This is a genomic window from Mesorhizobium sp. WSM1386 (genome assembly GCF_055901595.1).
Window position 1 is genome coordinate 4,785,054 of sequence record NZ_CM148373.1, and the last position, 14,497, is coordinate 4,799,550.

Below are 14,497 nucleotides of genomic sequence, written 5' to 3' on the forward strand. Positions count from 1 at the left end.
ACCCAAAACATTTTAGTCAAGCATCGGATTTTCCCGAAAACCGCTACGCACTTTTCGGTCCGATGCTCCCAACCGCTACGCGGCTTCTTCTCTATCCGCCTTTTCCCTGGCGGCCTGCCTTGCAGCGATGCCCGCCAGAGCGGTCCTGAACAGCTCGATATCCTCGGCGCCCGTCGCCGAACCGATCGACACGCGCAAGGCGCCAAGACCGTCACCATAACCCATGGCTTTCAGCACATGGCTCGGCCCGACCTTGCCCGACGAACAGGCGGAGCCCGCCGACAGCGCCACGCCGGCAAGATCGAAGGCGATCTGCGCGGTTTCGGCCTTGATGCCGGGAATAGCGAAGAATGTCGTGTTGGCAAGCCTTGGCGCGCCGGTTCCAAAGATTTCCGCCTCGGGCACCAGGGTTTTCACAATGGCCTCGATCTCGTCGCGGCGCTTGCGCACCGTATCGATCGCCTGCAGCCCGCTCAGGGCCTCACGCGCAGCAGCGCCAAAACCGGCAATGGCGGCGAGGTTCTCCGTGCCGCCGCGATGGCCCTTTTCCTGGCCGCCGCCATTGACCAGGGGCTTGGGCATCATCAGGTCCGCGGCGGCGACAATGGCGCCGACACCCTTGGGGCCGCCGACCTTGTGCGACGACAGAATCAAATAATCTGCGTAACCCGCTGACACATCGATCGAAACGCGGCCCGCGGCCTGGACTGCGTCAACCACCAGGACGCCGCCTGCCGCCTTGACGATTTCGGCGATGCGATCGATCGGCTGGATGACGCCGGTCTCGTTGTTGGCGGCATGGATCGCGACCAGCGGCAGGCCGTCGGCCTTGTCGTGACCGCCAAGCGCCGTGGCCAACGCGCCGAGATCGGCAATGCCGTTGGCATCGACGCCGATGCGCGTCACCTGCGCCGCGGGAAAGCGCCCGCCGTTCAAAAGGCAGGGATGGTCCGCCTCGGAGACGTAGAGCCGGCTTATGCGCACGCTGCCGCGTCCCATCTGCCACTCGGGCGAAAGCAGCGTCGAGGCGGCTTCGGTCGCACCGGAGGTGAACACGACATGTTCGGGCCTGGCATTCACCAGCGCCGCCACCTCACGCCTCGCCGTCTCGATCAGGCGCCGCGCGGCGCGCCCCTCCGCGTGAACCGATGACGGGTTGGCGGCAACATCAAGTGCCGCGACCATGGCCTCGCGCGCCGCGGCAAGCAGCGGCGCACTGGCATTGTAGTCGAGATAGACGCGTTTTGCGGCCATTTTCGTCCAGTTGGTCCCGTCAGAAGCCATTCGGTTGTCGTATGGCGTTATTTCCTTGAAATTCCAAGGCGAGCCGTCCTATTTACGCGGCTTGCGGCGCGGGTGGCCGGGCTCGACGTCTGGCCACTCAGTTTTGAACAGTTCTAAACTAGCTTCTAGGAAGACGCTCGCCCTGCGTCAAGGCCAGAGGAAGGTTCGTTCCGGGCGCCGCGCATTCGTATTACAAGTGGAGTATTTCATGCCTGAGGTCATTTTCACCGGTCCGGCCGGCCGTCTGGAGGGGCGCTACCAACCCTCCAAGGAAAAGAGCGCGCCGATTGCCATCGTGTTGCACCCGCATCCGCAGTTCGGCGGCACGATGAACAACAAGATCGTCTACGACCTCTTCTATATGTTCCAGAAGCGCGATTTCACCACGCTGCGCTTCAATTTCCGCGGCATCGGCCGCAGCCAGGGCGAATTCGACCACGGCACCGGCGAGTTGTCGGACGCGGCGGCGGCGCTCGACTGGGTGCAGTCGCTGCATCCGGATTCCAAGAGCTGCTGGGTCGCCGGTTATTCTTTCGGCTCGTGGATCGGCATGCAGCTCCTGATGCGCCGGCCCGAAATCGAAGGCTTCATCTCGATCGCGCCGCAGCCCAACACTTATGACTTCTCGTTCCTGGCGCCCTGCCCGTCATCGGGCCTGATCATCCATGGCGACGCCGACAAGGTGGCGCCGCCGAAGGATGTGCAGGGCCTGGTCGACAAGCTGCACACCCAGAAGGGCATCACCATCACGCAGAAGACCTTGCCCGGCGCCAATCATTTCTTCGCCAACGACGCCGATCTGCTGATCGAGGAATGCTCCGACTACCTCGACCGCCGGCTGGCTGGAGAATTGTCGGATCCGCGGCCCAAGCGGTTGAGATAGCAAAAGGGCGGCTGAGATAAGCAAAAGGAAGGTACGAGCGCGGATGTATGAGCCTCCCCAGTTCCAGGAAATGCGGCCTGATGTCCTGCACGGACTGATCCGGGCGCATCCGCTCGGCATGCTGATCTCGAACGGGCCGGACGGCCCGGTCGCCAACGCCATTCCGTTCCTGCTCGATGCCCCCTCTGAACTTAGTGAAAGCCTGCCGCCGAACGGCAGGCTGCGCGCGCACCTGGCCAGGGCCAACCCGCAATGGCGCCTCATCGCCGACAATCCGGCGTCGCCCGTGCTGATCGTCTTCCAGGGCACCGATGCCTATGTGACGCCGTCCTGGTACGAGACCAAGCGCGAGACCGGCAAGGTGGTGCCGACCTGGAACTACGCCATCGTGCAGGTGCGCGGCACCGTCAAGGTGATAGATGACCAGGACTGGCTGGCGCGGCAGATCGCCGATCTGACCGCCTCGCAGGAAGGCGTTCGCGAGGCGCCCTGGGCGGTGACGGACGCGCCGGCGCCTTTCATCCAGTCGCAGATCAAGGGCATCATTGGGCTGGAGATCGAGATCGGCGAGATCCACGGCAAGTGGAAGGTGAGCCAGAACCGTCCCGTCGCCGATCGCGTCGGCGTCGCGCACGGACTTGAAAGCGAAGTGGCCAACGCAGCCGACATGGCTCGCCTGGTGCGGTCCTATGGCGGCCTGGACGGCAATTAGTCGCGACTTAGTTCCTCGGAGCAATCAGCCGGAATGACGCTTTACGGACCGGCAGGCCCGCGGCTGCCGGGCGGAAAATGAAGCCCAGCCTGGCAAAGACCAGCCCGCATGCGAGCGCGAAGGCGCAGCCGAGGCCGAAGCCGGCAACGGTGTCGCTCGGATAGTGCGCGCCGACGAAGACCCTGGTCGAGGCGATGCAGGCCGTGACCACAAGGGCGACGGTCCAGCGTCGTGGAAACAAGAGCAGAAGGACGCCGAACACGGCGCCCATGGTCGTGGCATGGCCGGATGGAAAACCGGCGAAGCGCGCATCGAAGGCAAAAGGATGCAGGGCCAGGACACCAAAATCCTGGAAGTAGAGTGGGCGGGCGCGGCCGATCGCATATTTCAGGACATTGACCAGCAAGCCGGAAAGGCCAACCGAACTCAGCACCAGGAATGCCAGGCAGGTCCAGTTGTAGACAAGCATCAACGATCGCCGTGAAAGGCTTCGCCAATCGATCAGATTGGCCGCCACGAGCAAGAGCGCCGATGGGATCAGATACCAGCCGCCGAGAGCGAACTGGGTCATGAAGTCGGCAAACCTTGCCCCCGACCATTGGCCATGAGCAATCCCTGCCGGTGTGTCGAGGCGAACAAAGGCGGCCGCCGTCAGCAACACCCAAACCACGACCCAAACCGGCCATGCGACGTTGGGGTAACGCGCCGGACGAACGGCAAAGCGCCTTCTCACGATCCGCAACGTGTCGCGAAAATTGTCGAGGGAGCGGCGTCTCACCGCAACAAGCCTTGCGAAAACGGAAGGGCGCGTTTTCACGAGCATTGGGAATTCGACCCCGTCATGGACCAGCCGTCATGGCGCCACACGATAGAGGCCGAGCGACAGTTTGTCTCCCGACGAATAGTTGAGGCCATCGACCTCGGCGACGCGGTTCACGGATTTGCCTTGCACAGACAGCATGCCGTTCAGTTTCTGCTCGTCCTCGGTCGGTGCCAGTCCCAGTGCGCAGGCGGGATCGGAAAGCAGGTGCTCCGCGACGCCGCCGACATCGGTCAGCACCGTTTTGGTGCCCACCAGGAACACCAGGCTCGGTTCCTGATACCGAGCCGAAGCCAGCACCGTCGTGTCGCAAGGCTTGTTGGCGCTGACCGCCGCCTCGATGGCCGGGCTCAGCCAGATCGGCTTGAGCGACGGCGCGATGACGCCAAACAGCAAGCCATAGGTGATGCCCGCACAGGCTGCGATGGCGCCGATGCGGGGCAGCGGCACCTGCAATTGCCGCGAAAAAGCGAGGTAGCCGGCGCCGAGCGCCGCCACCGCGGCCGGGATGCTCCACCATGAGAATGTGTGCGTGAGGTAGATCGGTGCGCCCACGCAGACCGCCGCCAGACCGAGGCTGACCACGACCAGGCCAAATGCCGTCGACCACCATAACCAGGTCTGCCAGCGCTTGAGCGGCGCATTGGCATCCTCGGGCTGCAAGGTCAAAAGCCAGCCGATCAGCAGCGCCATGCCGGGATAGGCCGGCAGGACATAGTGCGGCAGCTTGGTCGGGATCAACTCGAAGACCAGCCAGAACGGGATGTACCAGGCAAGGCAGAAGCGCAGCCTGGGGTCGTCGCGCAACCGGTTGAGAGCTTGCAGCCCGGCGCCGACCGCGATCAGGCCGAACGGCCACATGAACAGCGAGTAGGTCAGCATATAGAAGCCCGGCGGCAAGCCGTGCGATTCCTCACCCGACGCGACCTTGCCAAGCATGTCCTTGCCGACGGCCTGCTGCAGGAACGCGCCATGGCTTTTCCAGGTGATCGCGGCGAGCCAGGGCAGCGCAATCACAACGACAAGCAGCAGGCCGCGCCCGATCCTGAGCTTCGACAGCCAGCGCCCATCGCGCTCGAAGGCAAACAGCACCGCGATGGTCAGCGCCGAAAGCAGCGGCGCGATGGGCCCCTTGATGAGGATCGCAGCCCCTTGCGCGATCCAGAAAATCCACCAGAGATGGCCGGCGACCGGTTCGTTGCGGCGCGATGCCAGGTAGATCTGCGCCAGCGCGCCTTGCGCGGCCACGCAGCAGGCCAAAAGCATCGCGTCGGTCTTGGCATCGCGTCCCTCGAAGGCGGTGGCGAAGATCGCGGCCAGCACCAGGCCGGCGACGACACCGGCATTCGCTCCGAAAAGATTGGTTCCCGTCCAGGCGATCGCCAGCACGGCAATGGCGATGCCAAGCGCCGACACCGTGCGGTAGACCCAGATCGGTGCTTCAGCGCCCTTGCCGCTCAGCGTCACGGCTGCCGATTGCAGCCAGTAGATGCCGACCGGCTTCTGGTAGCGCGACGCCTCCTGGAAGCGGATGTCGACATAGTCGCCGCTTTCCGCCATCTGCTTGGTCGCCTGGACGAAGCGCGACTCGTCGCGGTCGATCGGCGGCAGTGATGCCAGCCCCGAGGCCGTCATCATCAGGCTGAACAGGAAGAGAAGGATGTAGTTCCTGTTCAATGCCATTTTTGAGCCTCTCCGATCATGTTCTTCACGTATACGGGCTGCTCAATCGACCTTGGTCATCGCCGCCTTGCGCTCATTGGCGATCAGCCAGAGATTTCTGATGTAGATGAACATGCCCATGGCCTGGCCGGCGATGAACACCGGATCCTGGCGCTGGATGGCATAGATCAGAAGCAGGCCGCCGCCGAACAGCGAGAAGAACCAGAACGCCACCGGCACGACGCTGCGCTTGGCTTTTTCCGAGGCGAGCCACTGCACGACGAAGCGCATGGTGAAGAAGAACTGCGCGACGAAGCCGAGCAGGATCCACGCATCGAATTGCTTGATGAAGACCTGGTGAAGCCAGGTCCCCAATTCCTGAAGCACGCTAAACACGCTTGATTTCCTCTACCTTTGGCATTCTGCGGCGCCGGCGGCGCAGCCACCAGACGCCACCAAGATCGAGCGCGCCCTGCAGGCCGCGATCGAAAATGCCGTAATTCGACTTGCCGTGCCGGCGCGAACGGTCGACCACGTCGCAGTGCACGACACCGTACCCCTCCTGGATGACCAGAGCCGGCACGAAGCGATGCGTGCCGTCGAAGAACGGCAGTTTGCGCAGGATGTCGGTATGAACAGCCTTCAGGCCACAGCCGGTATCGCGCGTCTCGTCATGCAGGATGGCGTTCCTCAGCCAATTCGCGAAACGTGATGCCAGTTGCTTGACCTTGCTGTCGCGGCGCTTGAGGCGCTGCCCTTGTGCCGCGCCGAAATCGGGGCCGGCCTGCCGCAAGGCGTCGACCAGCACGGGAATGTATTGCGGATCGTTCTGGCCATCGCCATCGATCGTGGCGACGATATCGCCGCGCGCCGCCCAGGCGCCCGAACGCACCGAAAGGCTCTGGCCGGCGGATTTCCGGTGCCGCAATTCCCGCACCGGGAACGGGCGAAGCGCTGCCTGTTCGGCAAGAACGGCCGCGGTGTCGTCGGTCGAGCCATCATTGACGATGATCAGTTCGAAGTCGCGTCCTACCATCGCCGCCTCGATCTCGTCGATCAGCAACGGCAGGTTTGCCGCCTCGTTCCGGCAGGGAATGACAATGGATATCAATGCGTCCGGCATGTCGCGTCGGGGCTCTGTCGTCGGATATGGCATGTTTTGAATGCCGTACGGTGCCGCTCGAGGTCGTGGGCTGCAAGAACCTTGTGGCGCGGCGCCTCATTACGCCAGCCGAAACGATGAAGCAAGCATGACGGACATCATCCATGCGTGCCACAAAACCGCATCCACCCCCTGCTGATCGCACCCCTTTGGTTGGCGGGCAATCCGACGCAAGATCGGAAACCACTTTTGCTGATCGCGCTTGGATGCTAAACGCGCCCGTTCACATACGGCCGCGCCGGACGGGCGGACGCTTTCGGGAAAGAAACCATGCCTGCCTTCAAATCCGACTTCCTGCGCACGATGAGCGAGCGCGGCTTCATCCACCAGACTTCGGATGATGCCGGCCTCGACAATCTCTTCGCCACGGAAACGGTGACGGCCTATATCGGCTTCGACGCGACCGCCAAGAGCCTGCACGCCGGCTCGCTGATCCAGATCATGATGCTGCACTGGCTGCAGCAGACCGGTCATCGGCCGATCGCGCTGATGGGCGGCGGCACCTCGATGATCGGCGACCCTTCCTTCAAGGACGAGGCGCGCAAGCTTCTGACCCCGCAGGACATCGACGACAACCTGGTCGGCATCCGTCGCAATTTCATGCCTTACCTCAAATTCGGCAGTGGCCCGAACGACGCCATCATGGTCAACAACGCCGACTGGCTGATGGAGATCAACTACGTCAATTTCCTGCGCGATGTCGGTCGTCACTTTTCGGTCAACCGCATGCTGGCGTTCGATTCCGTCAAGCTGCGGCTCGACCGCGAGCAGTCATTGTCCTTCCTCGAATTCAACTACATGATCCTGCAGGCCTACGACTTCGTCGAACTCTACAAGCGGCTCGGCTGCCGGCTGCAGATGGGCGGATCCGACCAGTGGGGCAACATCATCAACGGCATCGACCTCGGTCGTCGCATGGAGGACGCGCAGCTTTATGCGCTGACCACGCCGCTGCTCACCACCTCGTCAGGCGCCAAGATGGGCAAATCCGCCTCGGGCGCGGTCTGGCTCGATGCCAGCATGCTCTCGCCTTACGAGTTCTGGCAGTATTGGCGCAACACCGAGGACGCCGATGTCGGCCGGTTCCTGAAACTCTACACGACGCTGCCGTTGGACGAGGTCGCGCGCCTCGAGCGGCTCGGCGGATCCGAGATCAACGACGCCAAGAAGGTGCTCGCCACGGAGATCACCGCATTGCTGCATGGTCGCGCGGCGGCGGAACAGGCCAGCGACACGGCACGCAAGACGTTCGAGGAAGGCGCGCTCGCCGAATCGCTGCCGACCGTCGAGGTTGAGAACGCCAAGCTCGACGCCGGCGTCGGGATCCTGTCGCTGCTGGTGACCGCCGGACTGGCGGCGTCGAACGGCGAAGCGCGGCGGCATGTGCAAGGCGGCGCGGTGCGGTTGAACGACCAGCCTGTCAGCGACGAGCGCCGGCTGGTGACGCTTCAGGATCTGAGTCCGGAAAACGTCGTAAAGCTTTCACTCGGCAGGAAAAAACATATTCTGGTGCGGCCTATCTAAGGCCGCTTCACCGGTATTCGAAGATCGACCTGAATATCCCCGGCGCGATCACCGAGAGCGGATTGACGTCGAGCACCGGCTTGTTGGCATTGCCCCTGAGCCGGTAGGTCACGCCGATGAGGCCCCTGTCGCGGCCATTGCCGAGAAGCGCACCGACGATCGGCAACTCGCCGAAGATGCGGTTAAGGCCGTAGACCGGCATGAAGGTACCGGTCATGTCCATGTTGTTGTTCTGGTCGTACAGGATGCCCTGGAAGGTCGTGCCGATGCGCGGCCCCCGCAGCACGCCGTTGGCCAGCTTCAGATAGCCGCTGCCTTTCTCGATCTCGGCATAGCCGCGCTCGAACTTGACCCGCGACGTGTCGAGCTTGCCCTTGACCGCCTGGTTGAGGCTGCGGCTGTCGCCGGCCGGGGTGGTCGAGACGATGGAGGCGAGCTTCGGTTCGTTGACGACGAAGAAATTGCTGGTGTCGACCTTGCCCTTCATCGGCCCGTCGCTGGCTCCCGACAGGGCCAGCATGATCGACCCGCCTTCCATGTGCTCGTAGACGTTCAGGAACCTCAATATGGCGCCGGCGTCCGCGGACTGCACGTTGAGCGCGCGCTGGCCGCCACCGGTGGTGTTGCTGATGGTGATGGCGGCGCCAGAACTTGCCGTCGCAGTGACCTTGAGGCCGTTCACCCGCGAGCCGGCCGCGCTGTAGTCGAGCTTCAGGTTGGACAGTTGCTCGTCGTGGAAACCGGTGAGCCGATCGACGTCGGCGCTCACCGAAATGGCGTCGGCGCCAGTGGTCTTGGTGGCGGTGTCGACGTCCGAGGTGAACTGCTTGATCAGCGAGCGGGCATCCAGGGCGTTGCCGCTGACGTTGACCGCATAGCCCTTGCCCGATCGCCTGACGGACACGGCCACGTCATCGCCTCGGTTCAGGGTAACCTTGCTGAACTTTGCCGACGACAGGGCGCCGTTGAGCAGGACAACGTTACCGTCGATGGAGAAGGTCTTGCCGTCGAGCTCAAAGTCGGACAGCGTCGTGGTCTCGCCCGACTTTGTCATGACGAATGTGGCGGTGGCGGGAACCCCTGCCCCCTTGCTCCAGCCGGCCCAGGGAATGTCCAGCCTGGCATTGGTCAGGTCGGCCGAGACGTTCTGATCGCCGCTGCCGCTCTTGTCGATCGCGACCTTCACCGTGCCGGCAAGCAGCGGCGTCAGGCCGGGCATGGCGGCGGCGCGGATCTTGTCGTCGAGCACCAGGGCGACCTTGCGGCTGCGCGCCGGCCCATCATCGGCCAGCGGCTCGACGAGGTCGAGTTCGGCCGGAATACCGTTCAGCGATGCCTTGGCCGAGATCACCGCCTTTTCGGGATCGACCGTGATCGAGCCGTCGGCATCCGTCACGGTCTGCCCTTCGAACGGCTTGGCCAATGAAAGGCCGGTGTAGTCGAGCGATACGAGCCAGTCGAGTTTGGAGCTGTCGATGCCGGACTGCAGCGGGATATCGGCCTTGACATGGCCGGTGACGCTGCCGGACAGGTCATCCGGCAGAAAGCCGACATGGCGCATGGCATTGATCGGTTCGTAGGAGGCCAGTTCGGCGACGGCCGCCGCGTCACCGGCAACGTCAATATCGAGCGCGCCGATGACCGGCGGGCGGTTCGCCGCCTTTACTGCCAGCGTGCCGTTGATGGCCGCCACGGTGCGGCCGCTGGGCATGAAGACGGTGCCCGAGGACAGGGAGACGTCGACGTCATTGCCATGGAAGGCGACGACACCGACCGCATCACGTATCGGCGGAATGCGGCCGGCCGTGTCGAAACGCGTCCCGTCGATCTGGAAGCGGCCGAACACTTCGTCGGCGGAAAGCGGCACACCGTTGCCGAGGCGATCGGGCACTACCTGGAACTGGAGATTGCCGTCGACGACGCGGCCTCCGAACAGATTGCTCAGCACCCAGAGCCGCGCATTGCGCGCTGAAAACCACGGCCAGAGCTGCTTGACGTGGGAGACCAGCATGTTGTGAATGTTGAAGGCGAGGTTGATCCCGGGCGCCTTGCCTTCGACGAACTCGACGGCCGCGGTTCCCAGCACTTCGCCACTGGTATCGGAACGAAGCGCGATCTGCTCGGCCACCAATTTGTGGCTTTTGGTCTGGTACACGCCGGCTATTCGCGCAAGGAAGCTCAACGCGGGCTCGGGTGACTCCGATGGCGCCAGCGACGAACCGTCGCTGGTCAGGTCGTAGCGGTAGGCGGGTTCCTCGCCGGCCGCTCCCGACGCCGGCTTCGGCCCGATGGAGCCGGCGAAATCGAATGTCGACCGGCCGGTCTTGAACAGCATCCTGTCCACCTGGATCTTGTTGCTGCCGGCGACAAGCGTCGCATCGACCGCGACGTCCGCCGGCAGCAATCCACGCGTGCCGAGATCGAGCACCGACCCGGTCGACGACACCGCGGCCGTCAGTTGGGACGCATTCGTGCCGGCTCCTTCCGATCCCTTCAGCTTCAACGCGACGGCGCCCAGCTTCCCGGCGCCGGCCGTGGTGTCGGCTGCAGCCGCCAGATCGATGCTCGCGTCCAGCGCCGTCACGCGATGCGCCGCGACATCGCGTGTGGCGGAAGCGGCAACCTTGATCGTCCTGCCGTCGACATCGGCCTGTGACGAAAATTCCATGCCGCCCGGCCCCGACTGAACGACGGTGGCGTCGGCGATCTTGACCAGTTTGATCGATCCGGTATCGGGCAGCACGAATTCGACATTGCTGAGATCGATCCGGCGCATCGAATCTTCCCGCACGGCGTCGAGGGCGCGATGAATGTTGCCGAACACCGCCTCCGACAGTTTCTCGGGATCGACGAGGCCGTCCTCATTGCGCAGCGCGGCGGTCCAGTCGCCGCCGGAGGGCATCGCCGCCATGACGATGCGTGCATCGGAAATCCTGGCGCTGGTCAGCCGCACCTCACCCCACAGCAGCGGCACGAGGCGGACGCCGAAGCGCACACGCCCGGCATCGGCCATGGGTTTGCCGTCGTTCGTCTTCAGGCTGACGTCGCTGACCTGGAGCGCAACGAAACTCGAACTGTCGAGTGTGATGCGAGCAGGCCCGACCGCGACATGGACATCGACGCCGGCGAGTTTCTCGATAGCGGTTTCCGCCTCGACGCGCAGCCGGTCTGCCCCAATGCCGGAAAGACCGACGAGATAGACAGCCGTCGCGACCAGCAGCATGAGCGCGACCATGCCGGCGAACACGCGCGAAAGGATGCGAAAGCCACGTCCAATCCGGGCCTGGCCAAGCGGCGGCACCCGGCACGCGGACGGCAAGGTCCCCAGGTCGGCGATCTCATCCCGCCTGAACCTGATCTTCTCGTGCTGCGGTTGCTCCTGATCCACGCAATCTTCCGTTGTACAAACTCGCTCGTGGACGAATCCCCGGTCGACACTATATCGGTGTGGCTTCGCGCGTAACCTCAAACAAGGGCATCGGTATGGCTGACCTCGTCGTGGGCGATCTTGCGCCGCAATTCGACCTGCCGCGAGACGGCGGCGGCTCGATCAGCCTTGCCGCATCCCTCGGCAAGCCCGTGGTGCTCTATTTCTATCCGCAGGACGACACAACAAGCTGCACGCAAGAGGCGATCAGCTTTTCACAGCTCAAGCCGGAATTCGAGAAGGCCGGAGCGGTGGTGATCGGCCTGTCGCCCGACCCCGTCAAGAAACACGACAAGTTCAAGTCGAAATACAGCCTTACCATCGACCTCGCCGCCGACGAGGAGCGCAAGGTGATCGATGCCTACAATCTGTGGGTCGAGAAATCGATGTATGGCCGCAAGTACATGGGTGTCGAGCGTGCCACGTTCCTGATTGGCCGCGATGGCCGGATCGCCAGGATTTGGCGCAAGGTCCGTGTCAAGGGCCATGCCGAGGAAGTTCTCGAGGCCGTCCGCGGGCTCTGAGCGCCACGAAGGCCGACGGCGATACGGCCTTCATGTCGGCGCACGAAAATCCGGCTGATGCTGTAATCAGGCGTGCTTATTCTTCAGGTGTTTCCGCCTTCGGCTGCTGTCGCGCCCGCCAGGATTTCGAAACATGGTTCAGATGATCGGCCAGCGCGGCGAGGCGACCGCGCAAGCCGCGCGCGCCGATCACCGATGACAGCCTGACCGATTGCGTGGCGAAGCGCCGCTTGAAATCCTCGCCGCCGCAGAGGAAATCAATTTTGCCAAGGCCACGGTCGAGCGACCATTGGATATAGTCCACCATCAGCACCATACCCGGCGAGGCGCGTTCGTATTCGGGATCGTAAGTGGTGACGAAAGCCATCATGGTGCCGTGCTGTTCGAAATTGATCGAGACGGCGACGATCGTATCGTCGAGCTCCAAGACGAAAATGCGCAACAGCCCGAGCTCGGCCAGCACCGACACAAGGGCGGCGAGAACGGGCGAGCCCTCATCGAACAGGTCCGAGACGCGGCCGTGCCGCACCAGCCATAGCCGCTTCAGCGCCGCGACCCGAGCGAGCACCGGCTCGAGCGGTTCGCCGGCATCCATCAGGCGAAAACGCAAAGCGCCGCCTTCTTCCATGAACTTGCGGCCGCGACGGTAGTTCTGCCGGGCCTTTTTGGACAGCGTCTCGAACCAGTCCGCGCCACGCGGCCAGGGACCCTCGACACGGTAGCTGATTTCGCAGCGGTGGTTGCGCCGAAGCGCCTTGCCTTGGCGCGAGGCCGGATCCAGCAGGGCACGGAAACCGGCATCCGGCAGCAGACGATTGAGATAGATGAGGTCGAAGCCGCCCTGGTCGAGAACATACTGCCAGAGCCGGGAGAGTTGTTGCGGGTCGCCGCCGGGGGCAAACAGCGCGTCGCCATAGTCGCTGTGATCCTTCGCCGCCCATTCGAGAATGCGGATGCCGGAGCGCTTGAAGGTGGCGAGCGCTATCACGCCTTCGAGCCGGTCGCCGTTCCAGGCCAGCCCGATCCTGAGCGTGCGCCGCTCCTGATGGGGGGTGGTGCGCCACCAGGCCGTGATCCAGGCCGGATGCTGGAAGACAAGCCCGCCGGCTCGCTGCCAAAGCGCAGTCCAGGCCGGGGCGATCTCGTCCAAACGCGCCGCCGATGTCACGACTTCGAAGACGAAGCTCCGCGGGATCGTAGGTGCCATGGGAGCGTTCACGGCTGAGCCCTTTGCGATGCCCGCGTTGTCTCCGGCTTTCCGGGACGGACGCGCCGCGCGATATGCCTCCACATTCGCTTCAGCGGCATGACATAGAGGCCGGCAAGCGACTGGTAGTCGCGCACATCGCGATCGACCAGGCCGAACTTGAAATCCTCTTCGGGCTTCGGCACGCACAATGTTCCGAAGAGCCGATCCCAGAACGAGAAGAGCAGCCCGAAATTCTTGTCGTAGTGGCGCGGGTCGGTGCTGTGATGCAGCTGGTGCCAATGGGGACACAGGATCAAATTGTTGAGCGGGCCGAACGAGATCTTGAAATGCGTATGCCTGACGAAATCCATCATCAGGATGTTGCGCATGACGTAGACGTTGACGCCAAAGACCGTCAGTTCGACAAGGTTCAGCGAAATCAACGACCAGATGCCGAAGCAAATGCCCACCACGATGCCGTCCCAGGCGCGGTTCATCAGTTCGTCGAGCGGGTGGACCCGGTCCTTGGTGATGCCGACCATCACTTCGGCCGAGTGATGCACTTTGTGCAGTTCCCAGAGCACCGGATAGCGATGCTGGGCGACGTGATAAAGATAATAGGAAATGTCGTAGGCGAGCAGCATGGTGATGGTGAAGATCAGCACCGTTACCGGGCCCGCCGGCCCCTCGATCAGCGGCGGCTGGAACCGGAACAGTGTCGAGAACAGCCAGTTGGTCCCGTAGCCCACCGCCGTGACGAAGACAATTCCGGCGGGCAGCATCAGGAAGGGCATCAGGGCCTTCTTCGTCACCCAGAACAGCAGGTCGGCTCTTGCCGAGGGATGGGTGATGACCTCATGCGGGATGGCGAACTCGAAAAACTCCTTCCAGCTCTTCTCCTCCACCGTGCGCCAATAGGCCACGAGCGCGCTGACCAAGGCAGTCAGCAGCAGAAGCCCGGTCGCCAGCAGACTGGTGCCGGAGAGCTTGTCGAGGACCTTGCCAACCAGATCGCTCAGCATCCCTTGGACCGCCATCTTCAATAGATTCCCAAACCCATCACGCCTTTAGCCGGAAACCGTCAAGTAAATGCAATCAAAGAGAGTTAAGGATTCTTGACCTTAATCGGCGACCGACCCGCTCCTCTGGTTGAAACATGGTGCGCGGCACGGCGCACGATGGCCGCTCCTTTGGCAGTTTTGATGCAACCCACTGCCCTCGCCGCGTGTATTCGTTGCCGCGCGATCGATCCGGCAAGCCTTTGTTAACCCTAATAATGTGTAATCAAGCCGTCGTGGTGTCGTAAACGA

General features: G+C 63.2%; 12 protein-coding genes. 4 read left to right on the forward strand and 8 right to left on the reverse strand.

The annotated features are described in order from the left end of the window. Nucleotides 1-75: 75 nt before the first annotated feature. The gene (locus AC0NIH_RS23525) at nucleotides 76-1,254 is read right to left on the reverse strand and encodes a cysteine desulfurase family protein (RefSeq protein ID WP_473466066.1); all 1,179 of its coding nucleotides are present in this window, start codon (nucleotides 1,252-1,254) and stop codon (nucleotides 76-78) included. A 238-nt stretch (nucleotides 1,255-1,492) separates the two neighbouring features. Between AC0NIH_RS23525 and AC0NIH_RS23530 the strand changes: the two genes are divergently transcribed. Both AC0NIH_RS23530 and AC0NIH_RS23535 read left to right on the forward strand, forming a co-directional pair. Continuing rightward, nucleotides 1,493-2,167 carry an alpha/beta hydrolase gene (locus AC0NIH_RS23530; RefSeq protein ID WP_013895905.1) on the forward strand — a complete coding sequence of 225 codons (675 nt, stop codon included), beginning with the start codon at nucleotides 1,493-1,495 and terminating at the stop codon, nucleotides 2,165-2,167. Nucleotides 2,168-2,210: 43 nt separating this feature from the next. Beyond that, nucleotides 2,211-2,879, forward strand: a complete 669-nt coding sequence (locus AC0NIH_RS23535) for an FMN-binding negative transcriptional regulator (RefSeq protein ID WP_473465974.1) — start codon at nucleotides 2,211-2,213, stop codon at nucleotides 2,877-2,879. A gap of 7 nt (nucleotides 2,880-2,886) precedes the next feature. Here the strand turns inward: AC0NIH_RS23535 and AC0NIH_RS23540 are convergent, their stop codons facing one another. The 4 genes from AC0NIH_RS23540 to AC0NIH_RS23555 form a co-directional block, all read right to left on the reverse strand. Then, nucleotides 2,887-3,657, reverse strand: a complete 771-nt coding sequence (locus AC0NIH_RS23540) for a phosphatase PAP2 family protein (protein WP_473465977.1) — start codon at nucleotides 3,655-3,657, stop codon at nucleotides 2,887-2,889. Between the two features lie 75 nt (nucleotides 3,658-3,732). Then, nucleotides 3,733-5,382, reverse strand: coding sequence for an ArnT family glycosyltransferase (locus AC0NIH_RS23545; RefSeq protein WP_473465979.1), 1,650 nt, complete (start codon nucleotides 5,380-5,382; stop codon nucleotides 3,733-3,735). Between the two features lie 42 nt (nucleotides 5,383-5,424). Continuing rightward, nucleotides 5,425-5,757, reverse strand: a complete 333-nt coding sequence (locus tag AC0NIH_RS23550; RefSeq protein ID WP_202360125.1) for a lipid-A-disaccharide synthase N-terminal domain-containing protein — start codon at nucleotides 5,755-5,757, stop codon at nucleotides 5,425-5,427. Beyond that, nucleotides 5,750-6,484 carry a glycosyltransferase family 2 protein gene (locus AC0NIH_RS23555; RefSeq protein ID WP_473465983.1) on the reverse strand — a complete coding sequence of 245 codons (735 nt, stop codon included), beginning with the start codon at nucleotides 6,482-6,484 and terminating at the stop codon, nucleotides 5,750-5,752. The genes AC0NIH_RS23550 and AC0NIH_RS23555 overlap by 8 nt, the downstream gene beginning before the upstream one ends. 309 nt (nucleotides 6,485-6,793) lie before the next feature. Between AC0NIH_RS23555 and tyrS the strand changes: the two genes are divergently transcribed. Continuing rightward, nucleotides 6,794-8,047: a tyrosine--tRNA ligase gene (gene tyrS, locus AC0NIH_RS23560; RefSeq protein ID WP_473465986.1), complete on the forward strand. Its 1,254-nt coding sequence runs from the start codon at nucleotides 6,794-6,796 to the stop codon at nucleotides 8,045-8,047. 7 nt (nucleotides 8,048-8,054) lie between these two features. Here tyrS and AC0NIH_RS23565 read toward each other — a convergent pair whose 3' ends face one another. Then, nucleotides 8,055-11,435, reverse strand: coding sequence for a hypothetical protein (locus AC0NIH_RS23565; protein ID WP_473465989.1), 3,381 nt, complete (start codon nucleotides 11,433-11,435; stop codon nucleotides 8,055-8,057). A gap of 95 nt (nucleotides 11,436-11,530) precedes the next feature. Between AC0NIH_RS23565 and AC0NIH_RS23570 the strand changes: the two genes are divergently transcribed. Beyond that, nucleotides 11,531-11,998, forward strand: coding sequence for a peroxiredoxin (locus AC0NIH_RS23570; RefSeq protein ID WP_473465992.1), 468 nt, complete (start codon nucleotides 11,531-11,533; stop codon nucleotides 11,996-11,998). A 76-nt stretch (nucleotides 11,999-12,074) separates the two neighbouring features. Here AC0NIH_RS23570 and AC0NIH_RS23575 read toward each other — a convergent pair whose 3' ends face one another. Together AC0NIH_RS23575 and AC0NIH_RS23580 are read right to left on the reverse strand one after the other, a co-directional pair. Then, nucleotides 12,075-13,217 carry a GNAT family N-acetyltransferase gene (locus tag AC0NIH_RS23575; RefSeq protein WP_473465995.1) on the reverse strand — a complete coding sequence of 381 codons (1,143 nt, stop codon included), beginning with the start codon at nucleotides 13,215-13,217 and terminating at the stop codon, nucleotides 12,075-12,077. Beyond that, on the reverse strand, nucleotides 13,214-14,209 hold the full coding sequence (locus tag AC0NIH_RS23580) for a sterol desaturase family protein (RefSeq protein WP_473466069.1): 996 nt from the start codon (nucleotides 14,207-14,209) through the stop codon (nucleotides 13,214-13,216). Before AC0NIH_RS23580 ends, AC0NIH_RS23575 begins: the two co-directional genes overlap by 4 nt. Nucleotides 14,210-14,497 lie beyond the last annotated feature (288 nt).

Bases quoted from the DNA above. Each gene is read 5' to 3' on its own strand.
- AC0NIH_RS23570 (WP_473465992.1), top strand. From the start codon at position 11,531: ATGGCTGACCTCGTCGTGGGCGATCTTGCGCCGCAATTCGACCTGCCG.
- AC0NIH_RS23535 (WP_473465974.1), top strand. From the start codon at position 2,211: ATGTATGAGCCTCCCCAGTTCCAGGAAATGCGGCCTGATGTCCTGCAC.
- AC0NIH_RS23555 (WP_473465983.1), bottom strand. From the start codon at position 6,484: ATGCCGGACGCATTGATATCCATTGTCATTCCCTGCCGGAACGAGGCG.
- tyrS (WP_473465986.1), top strand. From the start codon at position 6,794: ATGCCTGCCTTCAAATCCGACTTCCTGCGCACGATGAGCGAGCGCGGC.
- AC0NIH_RS23580 (WP_473466069.1), bottom strand. From the start codon at position 14,209: ATGCTGAGCGATCTGGTTGGCAAGGTCCTCGACAAGCTCTCCGGCACC.
- AC0NIH_RS23530 (WP_013895905.1), top strand. From the start codon at position 1,493: ATGCCTGAGGTCATTTTCACCGGTCCGGCCGGCCGTCTGGAGGGGCGC.
- AC0NIH_RS23545 (WP_473465979.1), bottom strand. From the start codon at position 5,382: ATGGCATTGAACAGGAACTACATCCTTCTCTTCCTGTTCAGCCTGATG.
- AC0NIH_RS23525 (WP_473466066.1), bottom strand. From the start codon at position 1,254: ATGGCCGCAAAACGCGTCTATCTCGACTACAATGCCAGTGCGCCGCTG.